A 26,921-nucleotide genomic window follows, 5' to 3' on the forward strand; every position below is an offset into this window, starting at 1 on the left:
CCAGACGACCGGGAGCCTTTATGTCATCTGAAAAACTGTATTCCCCACTGCAAGTGGGCGCGATCACGGCGGCAAACCGTATTTTTATGGCCCCTCTGACACGTCTGCGCAGCATTGAGCCGGGTGACATCCCTACTCCGTTGATGGCGGAATACTATCGCCAACGTGCCAGTGCCGGCTTGATTATTAGCGAAGCCACTCAAGTTTCCGCTCAGGCAAAAGGGTATGCGGGCGCACCTGGTATTCATAGCCCGGAGCAAATCGCGGCATGGAAAAAAATCACCGCTGGTGTTCATGCTGAAAATGGTCATATCGCCGTACAGCTTTGGCATACGGGGCGCATTTCTCACGCCAGCCTGCAACCTGGCGGCCAGGCTCCGGTAGCACCTTCGGCACTTAGTGCGGGAACGCGTACTTCTCTGCGCGATGAAAATGGTCAGGCGATCCGCGTCGAGACATCTATGCCGCGTGCACTGGAGCTGAAAGAGATTCCGGGGATCGTCAATGATTTCCGTCAGGCCATTGCTAACGCGCGTGAAGCCGGTTTTGATCTGGTAGAGCTTCACTCTGCTCACGGTTATTTACTGCATCAGTTCCTGTCGCCTTCTTCAAACCATCGTACCGATCAGTACGGCGGTAGCGTGGAAAATCGCGCACGTCTGGTACTGGAAGTTGTTGATGCCGGGATTGAAGAATGGGGTGCCGATCGCATTGGCATTCGCGTTTCGCCAATCGGTACTTTCCAGAATACGGATAACGGCCCGAATGAAGAAGCCGATGCACTGTATCTGATTGAACAACTGGGCAAACGCGGCATTGCTTATCTGCATATGTCCGAACCTGACTGGGCAGGCGGCAAACCATATACCGAGGCTTTCCGCGAAAAAGTACGCGCCCGTTTCCACGGCCCGATTATCGGGGCTGGTGCATATACGGTAGAAAAAGCGGAAACGCTGATCGGCAAAGGGTTAATTGATGCGGTGGCATTTGGTCGCGACTGGATTGCGAATCCGGATCTGGTCGCTCGCCTGCAGCGCAAAGCCGAACTTAACCCACAGCGTGCCGAAAGTTTCTACGGCGGCGGCGCAGAAGGTTATACCGATTACCCTACGCTGTGATCTAACATTGCGAGCGGCGCAAAGCCGCCGCTATACTAAAACAACATTTTGAATCTGTTAGCCATTTTGAGGATATAAAGATGCGTCTTCTTCACACCATGCTGCGCGTTGGCGATCTGCAACGCTCCATCGATTTTTATACCAACGTGCTGGGCATGAAACTGCTGCGTACCAGCGAAAACCCGGAATATAAATACTCACTGGCGTTTGTTGGCTACGGCCCGGAAACCGAAGAAGCGGTGATTGAGCTGACCTATAACTGGGGCGTGGATAAATACGAACTCGGCACCGCTTATGGTCACATCGCACTTAGCGTTGATAACGCCGCTGAAGCGTGCGAAAAAATCCGTCAGAACGGCGGTAACGTGACCCGTGAAGCCGGTCCGGTAAAAGGCGGTACTACGGTTATCGCATTTGTGGAAGATCCGGACGGTTATAAAATTGAATTGATCGAAGAGAAAGACGCCGGTCGCGGTCTGGGCAACTAATCTCCTGCCGGGCGTGCACTCATCACGCCCGCATCTTTACTGCATCGGCAAGTAATATTTGTCATAATGCGCGCTGCAATTTATCCGTATTAAGAGAATCAGATGTCCGATAACGCTCAACTTACCGGTCTGTGCGACCGTTTTCGTGGTTTTTATCCTGTTGTGATCGATGTTGAAACAGCCGGATTTAACGCCAAAACCGATGCGCTGCTTGAGATTGCCGCCATCACCCTGAAAATGGATGAACAAAGCTGGCTGATGCCGGACACCACATTACATTTCCACGTCGAGCCGTTTGTCGGCGCTAATTTGCAACCAGAAGCCCTCGCCTTCAACGGCATTGACCCGAACGATCCCGATCGTGGCGCGGTCAGTGAATACGAGGCACTGCATGAGATTTTCAAAGTTGTACGTAAAGGCATTAAAGCGAGCGGCTGTAACCGTGCCATTATGGTGGCGCACAACGCCAATTTCGACCACAGCTTTATGATGGCCGCCGCAGAACGCGCCTCACTGAAACGTAACCCGTTCCACCCTTTCGCCACTTTTGACACTGCTGCACTGGCCGGGCTGGCGCTCGGACAAACCGTATTATCAAAAGCCTGCCAGACCGCTGGCATGGAGTTTGACAGCACTCAGGCACACTCCGCGCTGTACGATACCGAACGCACCGCTGTGCTGTTTTGTGAAATCGTCAACCGCTGGAAACGGCTGGGAGGTTGGCCGCTGCCTGCCGCCGAAGAGGTGTAATCGAGTCGATGCCTGATGACATGCAATGAATCAGGCATCTATAGTGAGGCTATTCCACGCATCATGCATGATATTCACGGGGAATAGCGTTAATGGCAGATAACCCAAATCCTTCATCGTCGCTGCCGGACGTTTTTTCACCGGCGACCCGCGACTGGTTTCTTCGCGCCTTTAAACAGCCGACCGCTGTTCAGTCACAAACCTGGCATGTGGCGGCACACGGTGAACATGCGCTGGTGATTGCACCAACAGGTTCCGGAAAAACGCTGGCCGCTTTTCTCTACGCCCTCGATCAACTCTTCCGCGAAGGCGGAGAACATGCAAGCGAAGCGCATAAGCGTAAAACCTCGCGCATCCTCTATATTTCACCAATTAAAGCCTTAGGCACCGACGTTCAACGCAACTTACAGATCCCGTTACAGGGCATTGCGGATGAGCGGCGGCGGCGTGGCGAAATGGAAGTCAACATTCGTGTGGGTATCCGCACTGGCGATACTCCCGCACAAGAACGCAGCAAACTGACCCGTAATCCGCCGGATATTCTGATAACCACGCCCGAATCACTCTATCTGATGCTGACCTCCCGCGCACGCGAAACGCTACGCGGCGTCGAAACGGTAATTATTGATGAAGTCCACGCGGTAGCGGGCAGTAAACGTGGTGCGCATCTGGCGTTAAGTCTGGAGCGACTCGATGCGCTGCTCCACACCTCAGCACAGCGAATTGGTCTTTCCGCCACTGTGCGCTCAGCCAGCGATGTGGCAGCATTTCTTGGTGGCGATCGCCCGGTTACGGTAGTCAACCCGCCCGCAATGCGCCATCCGCAGATACGGATTGTCGTACCGGTCGCCAATATGGATGATGTCTCATCGGTCGCCAGCGGCACCGGCGAAGACAGCCATGCAGGCAGAGAAGGATCAATTTGGCCATATATTGAAACCGGCATTCTTGATGAAGTGTTGCGCCATCGCTCGACCATTGTTTTCACCAATTCTCGCGGACTGGCGGAAAAACTGACGGCACGACTAAATGAGCTTTACGCTGCACGATTACAGCGTTCCCCGACTATCGCCGTTGATGCGGCAAATTTTGAGTCTACCTCCGGCGCAACCTCTAACCGTGTACAAAGTAGCGACGTTTATATTGCCCGCTCACACCACGGCTCCGTCTCTAAAGAACAACGAGCAATCACCGAACAGGCGCTGAAATCGGGTGAATTACGCTGCGTGGTCGCAACCTCCAGTCTCGAACTGGGGATTGATATGGGCGCGGTGGATCTGGTGATTCAGGTGGCAACGCCGCTTTCTGTTGCCAGTGGGTTACAACGCATTGGACGTGCCGGACACCAGGTAGGAGGTATCTCCAAAGGGCTGTTTTTCCCCCGAACCCGGCGTGACTTAGTCGATTCCGCAGTCATTGTAGAGTGTATGTTCACAGGCAGGCTGGAAAACCTGACACCACCGCATAATCCACTCGACGTTCTGGCGCAGCAAACTGTTGCCGCTGCGGCGATGGACGTATTACAGGTGGACGAATGGTACGCCCGCGTGCGCCGTGCCGCACCGTGGAAAGATCTACCGAGGCGCGTTTTTGACACCACGCTGGATATGCTTTCCGGGCGCTATCCTTCTGGTGATTTTTCCGCTTTTCGCCCAAAACTTATCTGGGATCGGGAAAGTGGAATATTAACTGCGCGTCCAGGCGCCCAACTGCTGGCGGTGACCAGCGGTGGCACCATTCCGGATCGTGGCATGTACAGCGTGTTATTACCGGAAGGTGAAGAACAGGCCGGATCTCGTCGGGTAGGAGAACTGGATGAAGAGATGGTGTATGAATCGCGGGTGAATGACATTATCACCCTCGGTGCTACCTCCTGGCGGATCCAGCAAATTACCCGCGATCAGGTGATTGTGACGCCTGCGCCCGGACGCTCCGCCAGACTTCCCTTCTGGCGCGGCGAAGGAAACGGACGTCCGTCTGAATTAAGCGAGATGATCGGCGATTTTCTCCATTTGCTGGCGGATGGCGCGTTCTTTTCCGGGAGTATTCCCCCGTGGCTGGCGGAAGAAAATACGCTCGCCAATATTAAGGGACTGATTGACGAGCAGCGCAAAGCAACGGGCATTGTTCCTGGCAGCCGTCATCTGGTTCTCGAACGGTGCCGTGATGAAATTGGCGACTGGCGTATTATTTTGCACTCTCCCTATGGGAGACGCGTGCATGAACCCTGGGCGCTGGCGATTGCAGGACGAATACATGCACTATGGGGCGCTGACGCCTCAGTAGTTGCCAGTGATGACGGCATTGTTGCGCGCATTCCTGACACCGATGGTAAATTGCCTGACGCCGCCATTTTCTTGTTTGAACCAGAAAAATTGCTGCAAATTGTCCGCGAAGCGGTAGGCAGCTCGGCTCTTTTCGCCGCTCGTTTCCGTGAATGTGCCGCGCGGGCATTGCTGATGCCCGGCCGCACGCCGGGGCATCGCACGCCACTGTGGCAACAACGACTACGAGCCAGCCAGTTGCTGGAAATCGCCCAGGGTTATCCTGATTTTCCGATCATTCTCGAAACCCTACGTGAATGCCTGCAAGATGTTTATGATCTTCCCGCGCTGGAACGTTTGATGCGTCGCCTGAACGGTGGCGAAATACAAATATCCGATGTAACGACTACTACGCCCTCGCCTTTCGCCGCCAGTTTATTGTTCGGCTATGTCGCGGAATTTATGTACCAGAGCGACGCCCCACTGGCAGAACGCCGGGCATCCGTACTGTCGATCGACAGCGAGTTACTGCGCAATCTACTCGGTCAGGTCGATCCGGGTGAATTACTCGACCCGCAGGTCATACGCCAGGTGGAAGAAGAGTTACAGCGGCTAGCGGCTGGCAGAGAAGCGAAAGGTGAAGAAGGTTTGTTTGACCTGCTACGCGAACTGGGGCCAATGACCGTTGAGGATCTGGTACAGCGGCATACAGGCAGCAGTGAAGAGATCGAGACGTATGTGGAAAACCTTCTCGCGGCAAAACGAATCTTCCCGGCGATGATTGCAGGTCAGAAGCACCTGGCCTGCATGGATGACGCAGCCAGGCTACGAGACGCCCTCGGTGTACCATTGCCGCACTCACTACCCGAAATCTACCTGCACCGCGTAAATTACCCGCTTCGCGATCTCTTTCTGCGCTATCTCCGGACTCATGCTTTGGTCACGGCGGAACAACTTGCCCGTGATTTTGGCCTCGGTATTGCCATTGTCGAAGAGCAACTTCAGCAACTGCGCGAACGGGGGCTGGTGATGAATCTGCAACAAGACGTCTGGGTGAGCGACGAAGTTTTCCGTCGTCTGCGCTTACGCTCGCTGCAGGCTGCCAGAGAAGCGACGCGTCCAGTTCCGTCTACAGTCTATGCGCGATTGCTGCTGGAACGTCAGGGCGTGTTGCCCGCTACCGATGGCAGCCCGGCGCTTTTTGCCGCAACGTCTACAGGCGTTTATGAGGGGGTGGATGGTGTCATGCGGGTGATCGAACAACTTGCCGGTGTTGGTTTACCCGCCTCGCTCTGGGAAAGCCAGATCCTGCCAGCCCGCGTGCGCGACTATTCGCCAGAAATGCTCGATGAACTGTTGGCAACCGGCGCAGTTATCTGGTCGGGGCAAAAAAAACTGGGCGATGATGACGGTCTGGTGGCTCTGCATTTGCAGGAATATGCCGCAGAATCGTTAACACCAGTAGAAAATGATCACGCAAAACGTTCAGCGATTCAGCAAGCGATTATCGCGGTTCTGGCTGACGGCGGCGCCTGGTTTACGCAACAAATCGCTCAACGGGTAGGCGAGAAAATCGGTCAACCGGTAGATGCTTCGCCCCTGCAAGAAGCGTTATGGGAGCTGGTCTGGCAAGGCGTCATTTCCTGCGATATTTGGGCACCGTTACGCGCCCTCACCCGCAGCAGTACCAGCGCGCGTCCCTCAACTCGCCGCAGTCACCGGACCCGGCGTGGACGTCCTGCCTATACGTCGTCCATCTCGCCACTGGTATCTTACAACACGCCGAAGCTGGCTGGACGCTGGTCGTTATTACAGGTGGAGCCACTGAACGATACTGAAAGGATGCTGGCGCTGGCGGAAAATATGCTCGACCGCTACGGCATCGTCAGTCGTCAGGCGGTGATAGCCGAGAATATCCCTGGCGGATTTCCGTCAATGCAAACGCTTTGTCGAAGCATGGAAGACTCCGGGCGAATTATGCGTGGTCGTTTTGTTGAAGGTCTTGGCGGCGCGCAATTTGCTGATCGCCTGACTATTGACCGATTGCGCGATCTGGCGACACAAGCCACGCAGACGCGACACTATACGCCAGTGGCGCTCTCTGCCAACGATCCGGCTAATGTGTGGGGAACTCTCCTGCCCTGGCCTGCACATCCGGCAACGCTGGTTCCAACGCGTCGGGCGGGTGCGCTGGTGGTCGTTTCTGGCGGCAAATTGTTACTCTATCTGGCGCAAGGTGGCAAAAAAATGCTGGTCTGGCAGGAAAAAGAGGAATTACTCGCCGCAGAGGTTTTCCAGGCGCTGACTACCGCACTGCGTCGCGAACCACGGCTGCGCTTTACGCTGACAGAAGTGAATGATCAACCCGTCCGGCAAACGCCGATGTTTACGCTGCTGCGTGAAGCGGGATTTTCAAGTTCGCCACAAGGGCTGGATTGGGGATAGATAAAGCACTGACGGATGCTTGTTTGCATCCGTCAGTATTGCAGGACGGATTACTCCGCGTCCGGCTCTTCAGACTTGTATTTAGCGGCAGTTTCTTTGATCAGCTGTTGCAGTTCGCCGCGCTGATACATTTCGATCACGATATCACAGCCGCCTACCAGTTCGCCGTCAACCCACAGTTGCGGGAAAGTCGGCCAGTTAGCGTATTTCGGCAGTTCCGCACGAATGTCCGGATTTTGCAGGATATCAACATAGGCAAAACGTTCGCCACATGCGGCAAGCGCCTGGACTGCCTGGGCAGAGAAACCGCAGCTCGGCAGTTTCGGTGAACCTTTCATGTACAGCAGGATCGGGTTTTCAGCAATCTGGCGTTGGATTTTTTCGATAGTGGTGCTCATTGTCTTGCTTCCTCAAACTTCTTTACGGCAGTAATCTGACATTGTAGCGGGTCAGTGCGGCAACGGAAAATAACATTTTCATCACGCTTTTGCTATTTTATCCCTTTGCTCTATATGTTGCATTTCAAATATTCTTTTCTTCTCTGGCACGCAGCAACGTGGTGTTTTTATAACCATTTTTAGCTTTGCCTGCTGCATTTTTTTACGCTCGCCGACGAAACGTATTTTTTAACAATAAAAGGTATTAACTTTCTCTTCTTCTATGCATTAGAATCATCAAGTTTTGTAAATCAGACGCAGGCATGATAGACCTGCTTTAACAGAGGGACGCTCAGTGGCGCGGATAAACCGTATTTCGATCACGCTCTGTGCTTTACTTTTTACCACCCTGCCTTTAACGCCTATGGCACATGCTTCAAAGCAAGCCAGGGAGAGTTCTGCTACCACTCACATCACCAAAAAAGCAGATAAAAAGAAAAGCACGGCAACCACCAAAAAGACCAATAAAGCCAGCCAGAAAACAGCGAAAAAAGCCGCCAGTAAAAGTACTACTAAAAATAAAACTGCTTCTTCCGTTAAAAAATCCTCCATTACAGCTTCTAAAAACGCCAAAACTCGCAGCAAACAAGCCGTCAATAAAACGGCGTCAGTCAGCTTTACGGAAAAATGCACCAAACGTAAAGGCTATAAGTCACGTTGTGTGAAAGTCAAGAATGCCACACAGGGAACCATCGCCGACGCGCATAAAGCCAAAGTACAGAAAGCCACAAAAGTGGCTATGAATAAGCTGATGCAGCAAATTGGCAAACCATATCGCTGGGGCGGCAGCTCACCGCGTACCGGTTTTGATTGCAGCGGACTGGTTTATTACGCGTATAAAGATCTGGTGAAGATCCGTATTCCACGCACGGCTAACGAAATGTATCACCTGCGTGACGCCGCGCCGATCGATCGCAGCGAACTGAAAAACGGCGACCTTGTCTTCTTCCGCACTCAGGGGCGCGGAACCGCCGATCACGTTGGCGTGTATGTCGGCAACGGCAAATTTATTCAGTCACCACGCAGTGGTCAGGAAATTAAAATCACTTCGTTAAGTGAAGATTACTGGCAACGCCACTATGTTGGCGCTCGTCGGGTGATGACCCCAAAAACACTTCGCTAAAACTTTACCCTGTTGTTACGGCAACAGGGTAAGTTCATCTTTTGTATCACCTTTTAATTTGCTACCCTATCCATACGCACAATAAGGCTATTGTACGTATGCCAATTAATAATAAAGGAGAGTAGCAATGTCATTTGAATTACCTGCACTACCATATGCTAAAGATGCTCTGGCACCGCACATTTCTGCGGAAACTATCGAGTATCACTACGGCAAACATCATCAGACTTATGTCACTAACCTGAACAACCTGATCAAAGGTACTGCGTTTGAAGGTAAATCACTGGAAGAGATTATTCGCAGCTCTGAAGGTGGTGTATTCAATAACGCCGCTCAGGTCTGGAACCACACTTTCTACTGGAACTGCCTGGCGCCAAACGCGGGTGGCGAACCGACGGGTAAACTGGCTGAAGCTATCGCCGCTTCTTTTGGCAGCTTTGCCGATTTCAAAGCTCAGTTTACTGATGCTGCGATCAAAAACTTTGGTTCTGGCTGGACCTGGCTGGTGAAAAACAGCGATGGCAAACTGGCTATCGTTTCCACTTCTAACGCAGGTACTCCGCTGACCACCGATGCGACTCCACTGCTGACCGTTGATGTCTGGGAACACGCTTATTACATCGACTATCGCAATGCACGTCCGGGTTATCTGGAGCACTTCTGGGCGCTGGTAAACTGGGAATTCGTAGCGAAAAACCTCGCCGCATAATCACTGATGGCAAATGCAGCATTGCCTGATGCGCTACGCTTATCAGGCCTACGCGGATGAGGCATTAACACCACATCCGGCAAGATAAATCGCACTTTGCCTGCAAACTGTAACGCAGAAGGTTATCCTTCTGCGTTTTTGTTTATTAGCTGTTGGCAACGCAAACTGCTTCAGGTTGTTTTCTGGCTGACATAAATACCAGCAACAATGCCAGCCCCGCGACAATCGCCCCCATCACCGGCACAAAACTGTATCCCAGACCACCGGAAATCACTGCACCACCGGCTGCGGCACCCAGCGCATTTCCAAGGTTAAAGGCACCAATATTTACTGATGAAGACAAACCCGGCGCTTCGCTGGCAACGCGCATCACACGCATCTGCAACGGCGGTACGACAGCAAAGGTTGCAGCGCCCCACACCACCATGCTAATAGCCGCGCCAAACTCATTTCGCGCAAGGAACGGGATCGCGAGCATAATCACCATCAGCAGCAGCAAAAAGCCTTTCAACGTGCCGTTAACTGAACGATCTGCAAGTTTGCCGCCGAGAAAGTTACCGATAGAGAATCCGACACCAATCAGCACCAGCATTGCCGTGACGAACACCGGCGTTGCGTGAGTGATACTTTGCAGTACCGGAGAAATATAGGTGTAGAGGGTGAACATTGCGCCAGCGCCCAGCACCGTCGTCAGCAATGCAGACAGCACCTGTGGACGCAACAGTACCGCCAGCTCTTTTTTCACGTCAGGCCGCGCCCCTGCGCCACCTTTAGGTAAAGAGAAGAACAGGCTCACCATTGAAATCACACCCAGCCCCGCCGTTGCCAGAAATGACATACGCCAGCCAATAGTTTCCCCAAGCCAGGTTGCCGCCGGAACGCCACCGATATTCGCCAGTGTTAAGCCCATAAACATAGTTGCAACTGCGCTGGCCTGTTTATGTTTTGGCACCACGCTTGCTGCCACGACAGACCCCAGACCAAAAAACGCCCCGTGATTCAGGCTGGTTAAAATGCGTGAAAGCATCAGCGTCATATAGTCCGGTGCGATGGCAGAAAGTACGTTACCGAGCGTGAAAATCGCCATCAGGAAAATCAGCGCACTACGGCGGGCACGATGAGAAAGCAGAAGCGTCATCAATGGCGCGCCAACCATCACGCCAACCGCATAGGCGCTGATTAACATTCCGGCAGCGGGAATCGAGACATCCACACCACGCGCAATAACGGGCAACAAGCCCATTGGCGAGAATTCCGTTGTCCCGATACCAAATGCGCCAATTGCCAGCGCCAGCAACGGATAGTTAATTTTCATGCCTAATCTCCACCTCTTCGCGTCATCACGCGATGTTCATCAAAGTGGCGAAAGCATGACATCAATCACAAAAGAATGAAAATAACAAAAAGAGAAAACACTTTTGCCATTTTGCTAACAAAGAGGAAGGAGATGTGAGGGAGAACGCGCTCCCTCGAGGGGAAATCAGTGTAACGCGGCAGTCAAACCCACGGCCACGATCAAACCAAGAACGATAATGGTTGTTACCAGTGAAAATTTAAGGTCGGTGCTCATCAAGTTTTCTCCTTTTTATTACCCCACAAAAAGTGATATTACGCATTTTTACATACTGTGATGAAAAAATCTCCCGCCATTTATAATGATAAGTGTTTTTACTACTTCCCCTTTTCATCAAGATCGGCCAAAATTCCACGCTTACACTATTTGCGTACTGGCCATTGACCCCTTCCTGACGCTCTGTGTCATTTTCCCGGCGTACCGCAACACTTTTGTTGTGCGTAAGGTGTGTAAAGGCAAACGTTTACCTTGCGATTTTGCAGGAGCTGAAGTTAGGGTCTGGAGTGAAATGGAATGGCAACAATAAAAGATGTAGCGAAACGAGCAAACGTTTCCACTACAACTGTGTCACACGTAATCAACAAAACACGTTTCGTCGCTGAAGAAACGCGCAATGCTGTGTGGGCAGCGATCAAAGAATTACACTACTCCCCTAGCGCGGTGGCGCGTAGCCTGAAGGTAAACCACACCAAGTCTATCGGTTTGCTGGCGACCAGCAGCGAAGCGGCCTATTTCGCCGAGATCATTGAAGCGGTAGAAAAAAATTGCTTCCAGAAAGGCTACACGCTGATTCTGGGCAATGCGTGGAACAATCTTGAGAAACAGCGGGCTTATCTGTCGATGATGGCGCAAAAACGCGTCGATGGCCTGCTGGTGATGTGTTCGGAGTATCCGGAACCGTTGCTGGCGATGCTGGAAGAGTATCGCCATATCCCGATGGTGGTGATGGACTGGGGTGAAGCAAAAGCAGACTTTACCGATGCGGTTATCGATAACGCTTTTGAAGGCGGTTACATGGCCGGGCGCTATCTGATTGAACGCGGTCACCGCGAAATTGGCGTTATTCCTGGTCCTCTGGAGCGTAACACCGGTGCAGGTCGTTTGGCGGGCTTTATGAAAGCGATGGAAGAAGCCATGATCAAAGTGCCGGAAAACTGGATTGTGCAAGGTGACTTTGAGCCTGAATCAGGTTATCGCGCCATGCAGCAAATCCTGTCGCAACCGCACAGACCTACCGCTGTCTTCTGTGGCGGCGATATTATGGCGATGGGCGCGCTCTGTGCCGCTGATGAAATGGGGCTGCGCGTCCCGCAGGATGTTTCGCTGATCGGTTATGATAACGTGCGCAATGCTCGCTACTTTACCCCGGCACTGACCACTATCCATCAGCCAAAAGATTCGCTGGGTGAAACGGCGTTCAATATGCTGTTGGATCGTATCGTCAACAAACGCGAAGAACCGCAGTCAATTGAAGTTCATCCACGGTTGATTGAACGTCGCTCCGTGGCTGATGGCCCGTTCCGCGACTATCGTCGTTAATCACCCGTTGCGGGAGTCTCTTCCGGCTTCCGCAGCCACTCCTTATTCAGCGTCTCACTATCGCCGAGATACTCAAGCAACCAGGTTAAAGCAGGCGACATATCATTCTGCTGCCAGGTCAGACAACATGCTGAATCAGGGAATGGATTTTCCAGTTCTAGTGCTACCCACTTCCCCTCATTAAGCCACGGTTTGGCGAAATGTGTCGGCACCATACCGATGCATAACCCAGCCGAAATACACGTTGCCGATGATTCCCAGTCCGGTACAACAAGGCGCTTTTGGTTATCCAGCAGCCAGGTAATACGTTTTGGTAGCGTCCGCGAGGTGTCTTCGCGCACCAGCGATGGCCAGTTGCGCAACGTATCATCGCTGAATGGCCCATTCATTGACGCAAGCGGATGATGACGGGCAACAACACAACTCCAGCTCAACATCCCCATATCACGGAAGGCGTAACGACCGCCCACCGGAATCGCTCGTGTCGCGCCAATCGCCAGTTCCACGCGCCCGTCGGAAAGCGCATCCCAGACACCGTTGAATACTTCCTGAAATACCAGAAGTTCAACGTCATCAAAATGACGATAGAAATCAACGATCATCTGCCGTGTACGTTCTGGCCTGACGATATTATCCACCGCAATGGCTAACTGACCGCGCCAGCCGTTCGCAATCTGCTGACATTGCTGGCGAGTGATCTGCATTTTTTTGACAACAGAGCGCCCTTCTTTGAGAAACCACGCCCCGGCAGCGGTCAGTTCCACATCACGATGACGCCGTTCAAAAAGCGGCACCGCCAGCCACTCTTCCAGCTGACGCACGGTATAGCTGACCGCTGAAGGAACGCGATGTAACTCCTGAGCCGCAGCACTAAAACTGCCATTACGCGCTACCGCATCAACCACTTCGAGAGAATACTCAGACCACATAGTTTGCCTGCAAAATTTTTGAAACCAGTCATCAAATATTACCGTTTCACAACAGGAATTTCACTCCCTACACTTTGCGACGGTGTTTAATTGAGAAATTTAGAGAATATACATGCAACCTGGGAAAAGATTTTTAGTCTGGCTGGCGGGTTTGAGCGTACTCGGTTTTCTGGCAACCGATATGTATCTGCCCGCTTTCGCCGCCATTCAGGCCGATTTGCAAACGCCTGCATCTGCTGTCAGTGCCAGCCTTAGTCTGTTCCTTGCCGGTTTTGCCGCAGCCCAACTTCTGTGGGGGCCGCTCTCCGACCGTTATGGTCGTAAACCGGTGTTATTAATCGGCCTGACAATTTTTGCGTTAGGTAGTCTGGGGATGTTATGGGTGGATAACGCCATCACTCTGCTGGTATTACGGTTTGTGCAAGCGGTTGGTGTCTGTGCCGCCGCAGTTATCTGGCAGGCGTTGGTGACGGATTACTATCCTTCACAAAAAGTGAATCGTATTTTCGCCACTATCATGCCATTAGTGGGACTCTCTCCTGCCCTTGCTCCTCTTTTAGGTAGCTGGCTGCTGGTTCATTTTTCCTGGCAGGCGATTTTCGCCACCTTGTTTGCCATTACAGTGGTACTGATTCTGCCCATTTTCTGGCTTAAACCCACGACTAAAGCACGTAACGATAGTCAGGATGGACTGACCTTTACCGATCTGCTGCGTTCAAAAACCTATCGCGGCAACGTGCTGATTTATGCGGCCTGTTCAGCCAGTTTCTTTGCCTGGCTGACCGGTTCACCGTTCATCCTTAGCGAGATGGGCTACAGCCCGGCAGTCATTGGTTTAAGTTATGTACCACAAACCATCGCGTTTCTGATTGGTGGTTATGGCTGTCGCGCAGCATTGCAAAAATGGCAAGGCAAACAATTATTACCGTGGCTGCTGGCGCTGTTTGCTGTCAGTGTCGTGGCGACCTGGGCTGCTGGCTTCATTAGCCATGTTTCGCTGGTCGAAATCCTGATCCCATTCTGTGTGATGGCTATTGCTAACGGCGCAATCTACCCGATTGTTGTCGCCCAGGCGCTGCGCCCCTTCCCACATGCGACCGGCCGCGCTGCAGCATTGCAGAACACACTGCAACTGGGACTGTGCTTCCTCGCAAGCCTTGTGGTTTCCTGGCTCATCAGCGTTAGCACACCACTGCTCACCACCACCTGCGTGATGTTATCGACCGTGGTACTGGCTTCTCTGGGTTACATGATGCAACGTTGTGAAGAACCTGGTTGCCAGAATCATGGCAATGCCGAAGTCGCTCATAGCGAATCACATTGATCTATATCGACATCTTTATACTTAGGCTGCTAACAAAATTTTGTTGTATGATTGAAATTAGCGGCCTATACTAATTTCCAGTTGTTAAGATTACGATAAATATTATGTTTTTACGGGGACAGGAGCGTTCCCGGATTGCTATGGATGGTCATTTCGGCAAGGGTTCCTCCTTTCCCTCTGTTCTACGTCGGATTATAGACTCGCGGATTTTCTGCGAGATTTCTCACAAAGCCCAAAAAGCGTCTACGCTGTTTTAAGGTTCTGATCACCGACCAGTGATGGAGAAACTATGAGTTCATCGTGTATAGAAGAAGTCAGCGTACCGGATGACAACTGGTACAGAATCGCCAACGAATTACTTAGCCGCGCCGGTATAGCCATCAACGGTTCTGCCCCGGCGGATATTCGTGTTAAAAACCCCGATTTTTTTAAACGCGTTCTGCAGGAAGGATCGTTGGGGTTAGGCGAAAGTTATATGGATGGCTGGTGGGAATGTGACCGACTGGATATGTTTTTTAGCAAAGTCTTACGCGCAGGTCTCGAAAACCAACTCCCCCATCATTTCAAAGACACTCTGCGCATAGCAGGCGCTCGTCTCTTCAATTTGCAGAGTAAAAAACGTGCCTGGATAGTCGGCAAAGAGCATTACGATCTGGGTAATGACCTGTTCAGCCGTATGCTTGATCCCTTCATGCAGTATTCCTGCGCTTACTGGAAAGATGCCGATAATCTGGAATCTGCCCAACAAGCGAAGCTTAAAATGATCTGTGAAAAATTGCAGTTGAAACCAGGGATGCGCGTACTGGATATTGGCTGCGGGTGGGGCGGACTGGCGCACTACATGGCGTCTAACTATGACGTAAGTGTGGTGGGTGTCACCATTTCTGCTGAACAGCAGAAAATGGCTCAGGATCGCTGCGAAGGTCTGGATGTCACCATATTGCTGCAAGATTACCGTGACCTGAACGATCAATTTGACCGCATTGTTTCAGTGGGAATGTTCGAACACGTCGGGCCGAAAAATTACAACACCTATTTTGAGGTGGTAGATCGCAATCTGAAACCGGAAGGTATTTTCCTGTTACATACTATCGGCTCGAAAAAAACCGATCTGAATGTTGATCCGTGGATTAATAAATATATTTTCCCGAACGGTTGCCTGCCCTCTGTGCGCCAGATCGCTCAATCCAGCGAACCACACTTTGTAATGGAAGACTGGCATAACTTTGGTGCCGATTACGATACCACGCTGATGGCCTGGTATGAACGATTCCTCGCCGCCTGGCCGGAAATTGCGGATAATTACAGTGAACGCTTTAAACGGATGTTTACCTATTATCTGAATGCTTGCGCTGGTGCTTTCCGCGCCCGTGATATTCAACTCTGGCAAGTGGTGTTCTCTCGAGGAGTCGAAAACGGTCTTCGGGTTGCACGCTAAATGTTATTCTATCGCCCCCGTTTGGGGGCGATATCATATTTCAGTCCGTTATTGATTCAACGCCTTTTCCCGCATCGCCAGCACACGTTCTACCGTATCTACCACTGCCTGAGTTTGTGGATCGATTTCAATATTGACGCGTGCACCGAGTTTTTTCTTACCGAGGGTGGTACGTTCCAGCGTTTCTGGAATTAAATGCACGCAGAAACGTGTTGACGTTACTTCGCCGACGGTCAGGCTAATACCGTCGATTCCGATAAATCCTTTGTACAGGATATATTTCATCAACTGACTATCCTGCACTTTAAACCAGATCTGGCGATTATTTTCAGAGGTTAATATTTTCGCTACTTCAGCGGTGGTCATAATATGACCCGACATTAAATGCCCGCCAATTTCATCACTGAATTTAGCCGCACGCTCTACGTTTACCCAATCCCCAACCTGTAAATCGCCAAGATTAGTAATGCGTAACGTCTCTTTCATCAGATCAAAACTGATATGGTTACCGTTGATTTCCGTCACGGTCAGGCAACAACCGTTGTGTGCCACAGACGCACCGGTCTCCAGACCATCCAGCATATAGTCAGGTAACTCAACCACATGAGTACGAAAATTTGGTTTCTCGTCAATCGACACCAGTTTTGCAGTGCCCTGCACTATCCCCGTAAACATACTTACAACTCCTGAAATCAGTTAAGGCATTCTGTTCAGCACAATAGCAGGTGGGAAACACCCTTACCAGTAAAGGGGGCTGAATGGTTATTTTTTCACTGGAGAATTAATAAATCCTCGCTACAATAGACTGAATTTCCCCTGCTTCTTCTTTTTGCTGCCCATTCAGGCGGCTTTTTAGTCTCTCATATAACAACAATATAAAAGGTGTTCACGTGCAGAAGTATATCAGTGAAGCGCGTCTGTTATTAGCATTAGCAATCCCGGTGATTCTCGCGCAAATCGCCCAAACAGCGATGGGTTTTGTCGATACTGTCATGGCGGGCGGCTATAGCGCCACCGACATGGCGGCGGTCGCCATTGGTACATCTATCTGGCTCCCGGCTATTCTTTTCGGTCACGGACTGCTGCTTGCGTTGACGCCAGTGATCGCGCAATTGAATGGTTCTGGTCGCCGTGAACGCATAGCGCATCAGGTACGACAAGGTTTCTGGCTAGCCGGCTTTGTCTCGGTGCTCATTATGGTGGTTCTGTGGAATGCGGGTTATATCATCCGCTCCATGCAAAATATCGATCCGGCGCTCGCCGATAAAGCGGTAGGTTACCTACGTGCACTGCTGTGGGGTGCTCCGGGCTATCTGTTCTTCCAGGTCGCGCGTAACCAGTGTGAAGGTCTGGCAAAAACCAAACCAGGGATGGTGATGGGTTTTATTGGCCTGCTGGTGAACATTCCGGTTAACTATATCTTTATTTATGGTCATTTCGGAATGCCTGAACTCGGTGGCGTCGGTTGTGGTGTAGCGACGGCGGCTGTGTATTGGGTGATGTTCCTCGCCATGGTTTCTTATATTAAACATGCCCGTTCCATGCGCGATATCCGCAACGAAAAAGGCACCGCGAAACCCGATTCCGCCGCATTGAAACGACTGGTGCAGCTTGGTCTACCTATCTCGCTGGCGTTGTTCTTTGAAGTGACACTGTTTGCTGTAGTGGCGCTGTTGGTATCCCCACTCGGTATTATCGATGTGGCAGGCCACCAGATTGCACTGAACTTTAGTTCACTGATGTTCGTGCTTCCAATGTCGCTGGCCGCAGCGGTAACCATCCGTGTTGGTTATCGTCTGGGTCAGGGTTCAACGCTGGATGCACAAACAGCCGCGAGAACAGGGCTTATGGTTGGCGTTTGTATGGCGACTCTGACCGCAATTTTCACGGTTTCACTACGGGAACAGATTGCCCTGCTGTATAACGATAATCCTGAGGTCGTAACGCTGGCGGCACATTTAATGTTGCTGGCGGCGGTGTATCAGATTTCTGATTCCATACAGGTTATCGGCAGTGGGATTTTGCGTGGTTATAAAGATACGCGGTCGATTTTTTATATTACCTTTACGGCGTATTGGGTATTAGGCTTGCCGAGCGGCTACATTCTGGCGCTGACCGATCTGGTGGTTGAGCCAATGGGGCCAGCAGGTTTCTGGATCGGCTTTATTATTGGCCTGACTTCTGCCGCTATTATGATGATGCTGCGTATGCGTTTCCTGCAACGTCTGCCATCAGCCATCATTCTGCAACGCGCAGCTCGCTAAAAAACAAGGCGCAACCTTCACAGATTGCGCCTTCGTTTTTATTCGGGCTGGAGCGTTGCGCCAATCCTGTCTTCGTCAGGTTGCAGTTTAAGCGCACTGCAAATTGGTTGCCGACTGGCATCCGTTATCTCAACGAGGATATTGCCACTAACTTCCCCTTTCACATTGATGAAGTCAGGTGAAATTTCTTTCGCGCTGGTTTGCAGGCAAATCGTTCCCTCTCCGTGCAGGCGTTTCACTTTCAGTTGCACATGTGTTGCCGCAGAAGTGATCAGCCACACTTTTCCGCCATCGAGATTGACGTTGCCAACATTTAAAGTGACGTTGTCACCTTTTACCGTGCTGCCATCGAGAATCAACACGCCACCCTGCTGTACCGTAACCGTTGATTGTTGCAGATCTGCACCATAGCCAATAATCATTGAAGCACCATCCAGAACGGCAACACTCCCGGTCAGTTCAACCGGTGCTCGATCTTCTTCTACAACAAAATTTTCGTCCGCGCTGGTGGGTGACATCAGGATCACCGTCCCACCTTGTATGACCGCGTTTTCCAGCGTACCAGCATGCACTTCAGCCCGACCACCAGCATTAACGGCCAGGTTGTGCGTCTTACCGGAACTATAAAGCTGAAGGCCATCCGTCCCCAGACGGTAAATGGCTCCATTTTCAACAATGGTATTATCGTCTTCACCACCGAGATTATTCATGGTGCCACCAGCAAGCAACGTATCACTGGCTTTCCCCGCCAGCATAAAGACACCGCCCTGATTAATCTCACAATTGCCGGCTTCCCCCCCCGGATACACCAACAATTCACCGCCATCATCCACTATTGCTGATGAAGCCGTCCCGTTGACCAATAAACCACCAGCCTGATCGAGAATAATTTTTTCTGCCCGATGACCTTCCAGTACGCGCAAATTTCCGCCATTCTCCAGCAACAAACCGCAGGCATAGCCCTTATCAACGCTAAATTCACCTTCGGGATGGCGACCATTAACAGTAGTGAGCGTTGAGAGGCTAATTGCTCCACCGTCAGATTGAACAATGTCTGTGGCAATTGCACCGTCACTGACCGATAGCGTGCCATTGTTGCCATATTGTGTGCCTTTGGCGATCCCACCCGTTTCCACTTTCAGCCAACCCGCATCTGTCACTACGGTGTTTTCTGCTCTTCCGCCTGTCTCAACGAGCAACTCACCGTCAGTAAGTTGAGTCGCGCCAATGACCTCGCCGGTCTTAACAATTTGCACTTTCCCATCGCTCATCAAGTTTTTTGCATCAGATCCCATGATTTATTCCTTTGCTGCATCTGTGTGCCCTTATCGCTACCTAAGTGTAAAGGCTACGGAGGATTTATCCACGACAGAATTGATTTGCTGGCAAACGACTCGGTTTATATCCTGATGCGCGAGATAGTGGGTTGTGTCAGATGTAAATGCGATCCTGAATAAAAATCGCCCTTGCAAATCAACAAAATATAGCCAATTTGCTTAAAAGCTCTGCAAACGGTCGAAATACCGCAGAAAATTACGTTTTGCCTCTTGCCACCTTCCCACTCTGCCGCTAATATTCGTCCCCGTTGTCACCTACAACGTTGCGTTCATAGCTCAGTTGGTTAGAGCACCACCTTGACATGGTGGGGGTCGTTGGTTCGAGTCCAATTGAACGCACCATCCTGCGTCCGTAGCTCAGTTGGTTAGAGCACCACCTTGACATGGTGGGGGTCGGTGGTTCGAGTCCACTCGGACGCACCAGATTTCTTAATCTGGTCTTCTCCCTTTTCCCTCTGTTTCTTCTCTGTATCCAATACGTTAAAAGATTTACACTGTCTTCGTATGCATTATCAGAAGGAGAATCGCTATGGCAACTTTGTTACAACTTCATTTTGCTTTTAATGGCCCATTTGGCGACGCAATGGCTGAGCACCTTAAACCGCTTGCCGAGTCGATTAATCAGGAACCAGGTTTTCTGTGGAAAGTGTGGACGGAAAGTGAAAAGAACCGCGAAGCCGGTGGGATCTACCTTTTCACTGATGAAAAAAGCGCCCTTGCCTATCTGGATAAACATACTGCCCGTCTGAAGAACCTCGGCGTTGCAGAAGTTATCGCCAAAGTTTTCGATGTCAATGAGCCACTGAGTCAAATCAATCAAGCAAAACTCGCCTGACAAGTCTCCATGAAGGGCGGTTAGCGCCCTTTTCATCTCTGTCTGAAATTTCCCAAATTCTAAAAATATCAACCAAACTTATCTGATAGCACTAAATTCAAAAGAATACATTCAGGTAAGTAACAATGAAAAAAATTGCCATTATGGGTGCCGGGCCAACAGGGATCTACACTCTCTTCTCGCTTTTACAGCAACCAACGCCGCTTTCTATTTCCATCTTCGAACAGGCTGACGAGGCCGGTGTCGGAATGCCGTACAACGACGAAGAAAACTCTAAATTAATGCTGGCAAATATTGCCAGCATTGAAATACCGCCGATTTATTGTACGTATCTCGAATGGCTACAAAAGCAAGATGCCAGCCATCTACACCGTTACGGCGTTAAAAAAGAAACCTTGCACGATCGTCAGTTTTTACCGCGTATTTTGCTGGGAGAATATTTCCGCGATCGATTTTTACGATTAGTAGATCAGGCGCGACAGCAAAAATTTGAAGTGGCTGTTTATGAATCATGCCAGGTTACCGATCTGCAAATTACAGACGCTGGCGTCATGCTCGCTACAAATCAGGATTTACCCACAGAGACGTTTGATTTAGCGGTAATAGCCACCGGTCACGTCTGGCCTGATGAAGAAGAAGCAACCCGAACGTATTTTCCCAGCCCGTGGTCGGGTCTGATGGAAGCAAAGATCGATGCCTGTAACGTGGGCATTATGGGAACATCCTTGAGCGGACTGGATGCGGCAATGGCAGTGGCTATTCAGCATGGTTCGTTTATTGAAGAAGATAAACAACGAGTTATCTTTCAACGTGATAGCAACAGTGAAAATCTGCACATTACGTTGATGTCGCGCACGGGCATTTTACCGGAAGCCGATTTCTATTGCCCCATCCCCTACGAACCGTTACGCATCGTCACAGAACAGGCCTTAAATACAGAAATAGAAAAAGGTGCAGAAGGCCTGTTGGATCGGGTATTCAAATTGATACAGCAAGAAATTAATTCTGCCGATCCAGACTGGAGCCAACGCATAGCGTTAGAGCGCCTCAATGTCGATACCTTTGCGCAAACCTGGTTTGCCGAGCGTAAACTGCATGACCCTTTTGGCTGGGCGGAAGAAAACTTAGCCGAAGTCGAGCAACATAAACGGCAAAAACATACCGTCCCCTGGCGTTATGTCATTCTGCGTTTGCATGAAGCTGTACAGGAAATTGTGCCGCATCTGAATGAACACGACCATAAGCGATTCAGTAAAGGTCTTGCCAGAGTCTTTATCGATAATTATGCGGCAATCCCTTCAGAATCTATAAGACGATTACTGGCCTTACGCGAAGCGGGGATCATTCATATTCTCGCCCTCGGTGAGGACTACGAGATGGAAAACAACGAAACGCGCACAATTCTGAAAACAGCGGATAACAGCTACTCGTTTGATGTTTTTATTGATGCCCGAGGCCAACGTCCACTCAAAGTGAAAGATATTCCTTTCCCTGGGCTACGCGAACAATTGCAGAAAACAGGCGAGGAAATCCCTGATGTTGGTGAAGATTATACGCTACAGCAACCTGAAGAAGTTCGTGGTCGCGTGGCGTTCGGTGCTTTACCCTGGCTGATGCACAACCGGCCTTTCGTCCAGGGACTTACGGCTTGTGCAGAAATTGGCGAGGCTATGGCGCAGGCCATTGTAAAACCTGCATCCCGTGCACGTCGGCGTCTTTCGGTTGATTAAAGATAAAGCTATCAGCACTCAACAAACTGATACTGTGCATTGAGACGATAGCGGACTCCGGCACGGATATTGTTTTCACCTTCAATGGCGACGGCGAAGCGCACTCTTTCGCCATCATGATATGCCAGTGCGGCGCTGCCACCAGGCCCGAGGACAATCGAGTCAACCACGCCCGTACTGACTACTGTTGAGTTAGCACCGCTGGCAATGATGTGAACATTATCACCGCTGTTAGCAATTTTCGCGTTTGCGCCAAAGCTGGCAATTTGTACCAGATCGCCATTACTGGCGACATGACACCTTTCACCTGGAGTACAGACGCGTACTCGCATCCCGGCATTCGCAATACGGCTACCATCTCCGGCACTGCTGATTCGAGTCGAGTTACCCACCACTGCCACGCGGGCACGCTCGCCTGAGCTGCCAATATGGCTGTTAAAACCCACACTAGCCATCCGTACGCTGTAGCCCGTGCTGGCAATTTGCGCCGCATAACCTGCTGTAACTATTCTGGCGTTATCGTCGCAACACCCGACGCGTGCGTTATCCTCGGCACTGGAGAACTGGCGGCAAAATGTTGGTTCCTCTGGTTCTGTGACCAGTTTTTGCATAGAAGAAACTTCCTGGCGGGCAAAGTTTTCGTCTGTCAGCCATTTGTTCCATGCATACTCAACCAGACTATCTGCCCAATCCGTATACCCTTCGTCGATCAGCGCATGGTGAACATCGGCATAGCTGCCGTCCTGCGGAAAATGGCGCAAAAACCAGCGGTATATGACCGCTCCTACACGCCACTCTCGCAGGTTCTCTCGCGTAATGATCATACGTTAATGTCGGTGATAGCCATCGATCATACATTTAAAGGTTTCGTGCGGAGTACGCCCCGTAGTGCAAAGATAGAGATGACCGAAGATGAAAAAGAGGCTAATAAATGCCAGAGCAAAATGCGCTTGTAATAACCAGTATCTTACGCCAGGAAACGCATCGCCCACGACTTGCGGATAGAGACACAACAGCCCCGTCACCAGTAACAACGGCAGTAATCCATACATCACCCCGACATAGGCTACCTGCTGTAAGGGATTAAATTTAGACTGCATTGTCGCTGGAAAAGGGTGCGCTTCCCCCTGCATAATGCCAGACAGATAAAATCGCGTTTGTTTCGCCGCTCGCCCCAGCCACCCTTGACGACGAATGCGATAGTGGTGACCATTACCCCCAACGGCATTAATCAGAACAAAGCCAAGCCAGCATACCAATAACAAGAATCCACAAACTTCATGCACAGCAGCCAGACTTTTGACCGCAGCTGCGCCCACCAGCGCAAAGTGATTAATTAGCCCACTTCCCAGCAACAATACGAAGAGTAATGCGTTCGACCAGTGCCATAATCTGACCGCCTTGCTGTAAAGATAAACCTTCTCGCCATGATCGGTGGCTGATTTCTTCACACCACGAGCACGAAGCAAAGCGTGCAGGCCCAGGACTAACCACATCCCAACCAGCAATAGCCCGGCAATGACCAGCCACACCGGCCAAAATTCAGGGGTGAACTGTGGTACATAGTTCGCCAACTGGCTCTGAAACTGTTCAGCATTTTGCGACGGGTTCATACATTTTCCTTCTTAATCAAATGTTGACCGAACCGGCGATACAAATGCGGTTTCCCGGCACCAGGTAGCTGATATTGATAGTATTTATTTTCCTGTAACCACGCCTGAATTTCTGGGCTATCTTCGCGGCCAAAGATCAATGCGTGTTCCGGGCAGGCGCTGACGCAAATGGGCGGAAACCCTTTTGCCAGCCGGGACTCGGCGCAGAAATCACATTTATCCGCTACTTTAGTCACAGGGTTAAGGTAACGAACCTGGTACGGACAAGCGCCAATGCAATAACTGCAGCCGATGCACTGCGATTTTTCTACCCGCACGATCCCCTGCTCATCACGCCACGACGCCCCTGTTGGGCAAACGTCAATACAAGGAGCATCTTCGCAGTGCTGGCATGACTGGCGAAAAAAGTGATACAGCGTTTCGTTGTCGTTATCGGTGACAGGAATGTGTGCTATCGATAAACGGCTTCCCTGAGCAGGAACGTAATTGGTCTTGCGACATGCACGGGCGCAAATATTACAACCATTGCACCGTGACTCATCGTGAATCATGGCATACCGAACTTCCTTTTCTTGCCTGGTGTTCGCTAACAGCGAAGACGCAGAACCAGTAAAAAAGATTACTGTTCCCATCCCCAGAACAAATTTGCGTCGAGTGAAGGACATCTGATTATCCCCTAATGCAGTGGCTGCAACTGTCCACCCTGTCCATGACATTTCCCTGAAATTTCAGGGATTCTGAAACTGCTCTACCTCGAACCATTCGCATAAGCCATAAGCCTTGCCATAGCTCATATACCGCTCACTAAACAGGTACAGCACCGCTGTCGATGACTCAACCTGGCGTATATCGGCATATTCAGGGGCAACATCCATCGCGGCTATCGCGGCTTCAATCTGCGCGTCCTGGAAGTAATATGGCGCTTGCCTCAGCATGGCGACTTTGTAGGGTCGCGGATACGTCTGGCACTCAAAACGAACGACATGAGCAATGGCGCGACAAATGTCCTGCTCCACAACTTGCAAAGACATCGCCGCGTAGTTTTCGCTCATGGCCTGCGTTGAGTAATAGTAATCATCGTGAGTTCCCGTGATACAGGCGATATCCGCGTAGTCTCCGTTCTGTTTTATGCCTTCCAGCAAAACAGACAGATCCTCTTCAGCAACCGAATAGGGTGGCGAGAGAAATACGCCGCGCGCCACCAGTTGACCCGCTACCGAATGCTGGCGGATAAACTCTGCCAGGACGTCTGTAGGTTCTGGTTCTGCGATGTCTTCACTGACCGTATCACCGGTGTGACGCATCCCCTGCAACCATTGACGCTTCACCTCATCAACTTCGCTGACGCCGGGTAGCGGCAGCTCATCCTGATGGCTCATCTCACCTATTCCTTACGCCGGAAGCAGATTGTGTGCAGCCAGATCGGTGGCAATATCTTCCAACCCCAGACGCTGCAACGTTTCACGTGTCGGACAACCGAGTTGTGGATCCCAGCCCATTTCCTTGTAGAACATCGTGAGAGACGCGTACATATCGTCGCGATCCATTTTGTCAGTTCCTTCGGTAAAGACCGGGATCTGCGGATCCTTGTCGAATACCCAGGAGCAAATAAGATCGTGCTCATTACGCATATCTTTGGTTTGCATCAGTTTTACCGTGTAAGCACGATGCAGTGTAAAGATACGTTCAGCGGCTAAATCTAATTTTTCCTGGGTCATCTCTTCACCGGTGATCGCTTTGAAGAATTTGGCTTCTAAAGCAAGGTCACCACGGTAATTACGGCTCTTCAGCGGCGAAACGGTCATTGGCCAGACCCAGTTGCACAGGGTGACGGCGTTATGCAAACAGACCCGCAACAGTGACCATTTGGCATATTTAATTTTTGCGTCATTGATCGGCGTGTAGTTTTTGGTTTCGTCGTAAGCATCTTCAGAGCCAAAAAGCTCTTTCGCCACTTCACGCTGCAATTTCAACGGCAGACCGGAACCAATAAAGTTAATGTGGGTGTGCGTCATGCAATCGCGGTTGAACATGCAGTTAACAATGGAACCAACTTGCGCCGAGGCTTCATTAGCATGGTGAACCGGATAGCCAAATGGTGACCAGAGTTTATTTTTCGCGTAACCCCAATACTCTTCGCCCAAATTCCAGCGTTCCGCAATGGCATATGAGCCATCAGCCAGGTGGCTCAACTCACCCACGCGATGCGCCAGACGGTAGTAAAAATCTTTGATGAAGTTAACGTCACCCGCTTCCAGCTGATCCCAGCGAATTTCCGCATACTCTTCAGCAGGCAGAACGCGTTTGAACACGCCTTTGCTGTAGCAATACGAAAAATCTCGATGTAGCTGCCCGTAGTTACACCACAGACCATAGTCATCAAACAGATTCAGACCAACCAGATTACCAATGACACGACCATCGTCTTTATCTTCAAAATCTTTCGGCCCGTTCGGGAAGATGGTGGTATGGACAAAGTTTGCTACACAAGTGTTACCGCCGGTGCTGGGCACGCCGAACTCTTTGACCCGAGGAATGTTCATCTGGGTCATACAACGAATTGGGCAAGAGTGGCAGCCGCTCATTTTTACCGTGTATTTCTCTGCCGCCGGACCTAAGTCAAAAACGGATTTATAGGTGCGAAAACCGACCGTGTTCTGATTTCCCGGCGGGATCTCTCCTGTTTCAATCGGGCCGCCTTCCGCCGCTCCCCAGAACAAACCTTTACGCGCCGTCCAGCGAGACTTGGGATCGGAGTACTCCGCCCACGATTGCGGTGTACTTGGCACCACATGGTTGTTATTAGCCCCGATAAGTTCGGTCATCATGTAGTCATTGAGACGTTTCATTTCCTGACGATCGGCAATGTTGACCCCCTTAGTCCCTTCAACTGCAATCGCCTTGAGGTTTTTCGACCCCATTATTGCGCCAGTTCCCGCGCCACCACTGTGATTACGGCTATTCAACATGCCAGAGAGCGGCACAAGGTTTTCACCAGCCTGACCAATAGCTGCCACACAGGTTTCCGGGCTGGTCAAACGACAAATTTCTTCCGTCGTGGCTCGCGTCCCTTTACCCCATAGGAAATCTGCTTTTTCAAGGGTAACTTTGTCATCTTTAATATTCAGCCAAACCGGTGATTTCGCTTTCCGGTAATGACTCTAACTTATTGATAGTGTTTTATGTTCAGATAATGCCCGATGACTTTGTCATGCAGCTCCACC

23 protein-coding genes, 2 tRNA genes and 1 pseudogene are annotated in these 26,921 nt (G+C 50.9%); 14 read left to right on the plus strand and 12 right to left on the minus strand.

The genetic code is table 11. From position 1 onward, the window contains the following. Positions 1–20: 20 nt before the first annotated feature. From nemA to FC814_RS11445, 4 genes are all read left to right on the plus strand, one after another. Positions 21–1,118, plus strand: a complete 1,098-nt coding sequence (nemA, locus tag FC814_RS11430; protein ID WP_000093630.1) for an N-ethylmaleimide reductase — start codon at positions 21–23, stop codon at positions 1,116–1,118. Between the two features lie 80 nt (positions 1,119–1,198). Beyond that, a complete protein-coding gene (gene gloA / locus FC814_RS11435; protein ID WP_001237802.1) occupies positions 1,199–1,606 on the plus strand; it encodes a lactoylglutathione lyase in 408 nt (135 codons plus the stop codon). Between the two features lie 102 nt (positions 1,607–1,708). Then, the gene (rnt, locus tag FC814_RS11440; protein ID WP_137325953.1) at positions 1,709–2,356 is read left to right on the plus strand and encodes a ribonuclease T; all 648 of its coding nucleotides are present in this window, start codon (positions 1,709–1,711) and stop codon (positions 2,354–2,356) included. A 92-nt stretch (positions 2,357–2,448) separates the two neighbouring features. Then, entirely contained in the window at positions 2,449–7,065 is a 4,617-nt protein-coding gene (locus FC814_RS11445) for an ATP-dependent helicase (protein ID WP_137325954.1), read from the plus strand. A 50-nt stretch (positions 7,066–7,115) separates the two neighbouring features. Here FC814_RS11445 and grxD read toward each other — a convergent pair whose 3' ends face one another. Continuing rightward, positions 7,116–7,463 (minus strand): monothiol glutaredoxin 4, encoded by a 348-nt coding sequence (gene grxD, locus FC814_RS11450; protein WP_000108172.1) that lies wholly within the window; start codon positions 7,461–7,463, stop codon positions 7,116–7,118. 334 nt (positions 7,464–7,797) lie between these two features. Here grxD and mepH point away from each other — a divergent pair, with 334 nt between their 5' ends. Next, positions 7,798–8,625 (plus strand): peptidoglycan DD-endopeptidase MepH, encoded by an 828-nt coding sequence (gene mepH / locus FC814_RS11455; RefSeq protein ID WP_000101173.1) that lies wholly within the window; start codon positions 7,798–7,800, stop codon positions 8,623–8,625. A 127-nt stretch (positions 8,626–8,752) separates the two neighbouring features. After that, positions 8,753–9,334, plus strand: a complete 582-nt coding sequence (sodB, locus tag FC814_RS11460; protein WP_000007280.1) for a superoxide dismutase [Fe] — start codon at positions 8,753–8,755, stop codon at positions 9,332–9,334. A gap of 145 nt (positions 9,335–9,479) precedes the next feature. Here sodB and FC814_RS11465 read toward each other — a convergent pair whose 3' ends face one another. Both FC814_RS11465 and cydH read right to left on the minus strand, forming a co-directional pair. Then, positions 9,480–10,649, minus strand: coding sequence for an MFS transporter (locus FC814_RS11465; RefSeq protein ID WP_000701028.1), 1,170 nt, complete (start codon positions 10,647–10,649; stop codon positions 9,480–9,482). A gap of 165 nt (positions 10,650–10,814) precedes the next feature. Further along, entirely contained in the window at positions 10,815–10,904 is a 90-nt protein-coding gene (gene cydH / locus FC814_RS11470; RefSeq protein WP_000102278.1) for a cytochrome bd-I accessory subunit CydH, read from the minus strand. Positions 10,905–11,201: 297 nt separating this feature from the next. On the opposite strand from cydH, the gene purR reads away from it, so the two are divergent. Next, complete coding sequence (gene purR / locus FC814_RS11475) at positions 11,202–12,227, plus strand: HTH-type transcriptional repressor PurR (RefSeq protein WP_000190978.1); 1,026 nt, start codon at positions 11,202–11,204, stop codon at positions 12,225–12,227. Here the strand turns inward: purR and punR are convergent. Beyond that, a complete protein-coding gene (gene punR / locus FC814_RS11480; RefSeq protein WP_137325955.1) occupies positions 12,224–13,156 on the minus strand; it encodes a DNA-binding transcriptional activator PunR in 933 nt (310 codons plus the stop codon). The two genes, purR and punR, sit on opposite strands and share 4 nt — an antisense overlap. A 112-nt stretch (positions 13,157–13,268) precedes the next feature. Between punR and punC the strand changes: the two genes are divergently transcribed. Together punC and cfa are read left to right on the plus strand one after the other, a co-directional pair. Next, the gene (gene punC / locus FC814_RS11485) at positions 13,269–14,480 is read left to right on the plus strand and encodes a purine nucleoside transporter PunC (RefSeq protein ID WP_001182342.1); all 1,212 of its coding nucleotides are present in this window, start codon (positions 13,269–13,271) and stop codon (positions 14,478–14,480) included. Positions 14,481–14,769: 289 nt separating this feature from the next. Further along, on the plus strand, positions 14,770–15,918 hold the full coding sequence (gene cfa, locus FC814_RS11490; RefSeq protein ID WP_000098889.1) for a cyclopropane fatty acyl phospholipid synthase: 1,149 nt from the start codon (positions 14,770–14,772) through the stop codon (positions 15,916–15,918). Positions 15,919–15,966: 48 nt separating this feature from the next. On the opposite strand, the gene FC814_RS11495 is transcribed toward cfa, so the two are convergent. Further along, a complete protein-coding gene (locus tag FC814_RS11495) occupies positions 15,967–16,593 on the minus strand; it encodes a riboflavin synthase (protein ID WP_000493959.1) in 627 nt (208 codons plus the stop codon). A 215-nt stretch (positions 16,594–16,808) separates the two neighbouring features. On the opposite strand from FC814_RS11495, the gene mdtK reads away from it, so the two are divergent. Next, on the plus strand, positions 16,809–18,182 hold the full coding sequence (mdtK, locus tag FC814_RS11500) for a multidrug efflux MATE transporter MdtK (RefSeq protein WP_137325956.1): 1,374 nt from the start codon (positions 16,809–16,811) through the stop codon (positions 18,180–18,182). Between the two features lie 38 nt (positions 18,183–18,220). On the opposite strand, the gene FC814_RS11505 is transcribed toward mdtK, so the two are convergent. Further along, the gene (locus FC814_RS11505; RefSeq protein WP_137325957.1) at positions 18,221–19,477 is read right to left on the minus strand and encodes an AIDA repeat-containing protein; all 1,257 of its coding nucleotides are present in this window, start codon (positions 19,475–19,477) and stop codon (positions 18,221–18,223) included. A gap of 307 nt (positions 19,478–19,784) precedes the next feature. Between FC814_RS11505 and FC814_RS11510 the strand changes: the two genes are divergently transcribed. The 4 genes from FC814_RS11510 (at position 19,785) to FC814_RS11525 (ending at position 22,084) form a co-directional block, all read left to right on the plus strand. Beyond that, positions 19,785–19,861: transfer RNA gene (locus FC814_RS11510), tRNA-Val, on the plus strand. A 4-nt stretch (positions 19,862–19,865) separates the two neighbouring features. Beyond that, positions 19,866–19,942: transfer RNA gene (locus FC814_RS11515), tRNA-Val, on the plus strand. Positions 19,943–20,048: 106 nt separating this feature from the next. Continuing rightward, positions 20,049–20,354, plus strand: a complete 306-nt coding sequence (locus FC814_RS11520) for a monooxygenase (RefSeq protein ID WP_137325958.1) — start codon at positions 20,049–20,051, stop codon at positions 20,352–20,354. Positions 20,355–20,479: 125 nt separating this feature from the next. Further along, complete coding sequence (locus FC814_RS11525) at positions 20,480–22,084, plus strand: FAD-NAD(P)-binding protein (protein WP_137325959.1); 1,605 nt, start codon at positions 20,480–20,482, stop codon at positions 22,082–22,084. Positions 22,085–22,095: 11 nt separating this feature from the next. Here the strand turns inward: FC814_RS11525 and ydhT are convergent, their stop codons facing one another. The 6 genes and pseudogenes from ydhT to FC814_RS23490 form a co-directional block, all read right to left on the minus strand. Beyond that, positions 22,096–22,908, minus strand: a complete 813-nt coding sequence (gene ydhT, locus FC814_RS11530) for a protein YdhT (protein ID WP_137325960.1) — start codon at positions 22,906–22,908, stop codon at positions 22,096–22,098. Between the two features lie 3 nt (positions 22,909–22,911). Then, on the minus strand, positions 22,912–23,697 hold the full coding sequence (gene phsC / locus FC814_RS11535; protein ID WP_032225270.1) for a thiosulfate reductase cytochrome B subunit: 786 nt from the start codon (positions 23,695–23,697) through the stop codon (positions 22,912–22,914). After that, the gene (locus FC814_RS11540; RefSeq protein WP_050545344.1) at positions 23,694–24,362 is read right to left on the minus strand and encodes a 4Fe-4S dicluster domain-containing protein; all 669 of its coding nucleotides are present in this window, start codon (positions 24,360–24,362) and stop codon (positions 23,694–23,696) included. The genes phsC and FC814_RS11540 overlap by 4 nt, the downstream gene beginning before the upstream one ends. A 63-nt stretch (positions 24,363–24,425) precedes the next feature. Then, positions 24,426–25,076, minus strand: coding sequence for a YdhW family putative oxidoreductase system protein (locus FC814_RS11545; RefSeq protein ID WP_137325961.1), 651 nt, complete (start codon positions 25,074–25,076; stop codon positions 24,426–24,428). Positions 25,077–25,088: 12 nt separating this feature from the next. Next, positions 25,089–26,846: pseudogene (locus FC814_RS11550) on the minus strand (aldehyde ferredoxin oxidoreductase); the annotation flags it as partial. 17 nt (positions 26,847–26,863) lie between these two features. Further along, a complete protein-coding gene (locus FC814_RS23490; RefSeq protein WP_003032489.1) occupies positions 26,864–26,920 on the minus strand; it encodes an IS1 family transposase in 57 nt (18 codons plus the stop codon). Between the last annotated feature and the right edge of the window lies 1 nt (position 26,921).

The sequence above is a fragment of the Escherichia sp. MR genome, from assembly GCF_005280595.1.
Lineage (GTDB): Bacteria > Pseudomonadota > Gammaproteobacteria > Enterobacterales > Enterobacteriaceae > Escherichia > Escherichia ruysiae.

Excerpts from the sequence above, each read along its gene's own strand:
- ydhT (WP_137325960.1), bottom strand. The coding sequence starts at position 22,908 with ATGATCATTACGCGAGAGAACCTGCGAGAGTGGCGTGTAGGAGCGGTC.
- FC814_RS11445 (WP_137325954.1), top strand. The coding sequence starts at position 2,449 with ATGGCAGATAACCCAAATCCTTCATCGTCGCTGCCGGACGTTTTTTCA.
- phsC (WP_032225270.1), bottom strand. The coding sequence starts at position 23,697 with ATGAACCCGTCGCAAAATGCTGAACAGTTTCAGAGCCAGTTGGCGAAC.
- FC814_RS11545 (WP_137325961.1), bottom strand. The coding sequence starts at position 25,076 with ATGAGCCATCAGGATGAGCTGCCGCTACCCGGCGTCAGCGAAGTTGAT.
- FC814_RS11465 (WP_000701028.1), bottom strand. The coding sequence starts at position 10,649 with ATGAAAATTAACTATCCGTTGCTGGCGCTGGCAATTGGCGCATTTGGT.
- rnt (WP_137325953.1), top strand. The coding sequence starts at position 1,709 with ATGTCCGATAACGCTCAACTTACCGGTCTGTGCGACCGTTTTCGTGGT.
- gloA (WP_001237802.1), top strand. The coding sequence starts at position 1,199 with ATGCGTCTTCTTCACACCATGCTGCGCGTTGGCGATCTGCAACGCTCC.
- cfa (WP_000098889.1), top strand. The coding sequence starts at position 14,770 with ATGAGTTCATCGTGTATAGAAGAAGTCAGCGTACCGGATGACAACTGG.
- punR (WP_137325955.1), bottom strand. The coding sequence starts at position 13,156 with ATGTGGTCTGAGTATTCTCTCGAAGTGGTTGATGCGGTAGCGCGTAAT.
- grxD (WP_000108172.1), bottom strand. The coding sequence starts at position 7,463 with ATGAGCACCACTATCGAAAAAATCCAACGCCAGATTGCTGAAAACCCG.
- nemA (WP_000093630.1), top strand. The coding sequence starts at position 21 with ATGTCATCTGAAAAACTGTATTCCCCACTGCAAGTGGGCGCGATCACG.
- FC814_RS11525 (WP_137325959.1), top strand. The coding sequence starts at position 20,480 with ATGAAAAAAATTGCCATTATGGGTGCCGGGCCAACAGGGATCTACACT.
- purR (WP_000190978.1), top strand. The coding sequence starts at position 11,202 with ATGGCAACAATAAAAGATGTAGCGAAACGAGCAAACGTTTCCACTACA.
- FC814_RS11495 (WP_000493959.1), bottom strand. The coding sequence starts at position 16,593 with ATGTTTACGGGGATAGTGCAGGGCACTGCAAAACTGGTGTCGATTGAC.
- sodB (WP_000007280.1), top strand. The coding sequence starts at position 8,753 with ATGTCATTTGAATTACCTGCACTACCATATGCTAAAGATGCTCTGGCA.
- FC814_RS11520 (WP_137325958.1), top strand. The coding sequence starts at position 20,049 with ATGGCAACTTTGTTACAACTTCATTTTGCTTTTAATGGCCCATTTGGC.
- FC814_RS11540 (WP_050545344.1), bottom strand. The coding sequence starts at position 24,362 with ATGTCCTTCACTCGACGCAAATTTGTTCTGGGGATGGGAACAGTAATC.
- FC814_RS11505 (WP_137325957.1), bottom strand. The coding sequence starts at position 19,477 with ATGGGATCTGATGCAAAAAACTTGATGAGCGATGGGAAAGTGCAAATT.
- cydH (WP_000102278.1), bottom strand. The coding sequence starts at position 10,904 with ATGAGCACCGACCTTAAATTTTCACTGGTAACAACCATTATCGTTCTT.
- punC (WP_001182342.1), top strand. The coding sequence starts at position 13,269 with ATGCAACCTGGGAAAAGATTTTTAGTCTGGCTGGCGGGTTTGAGCGTA.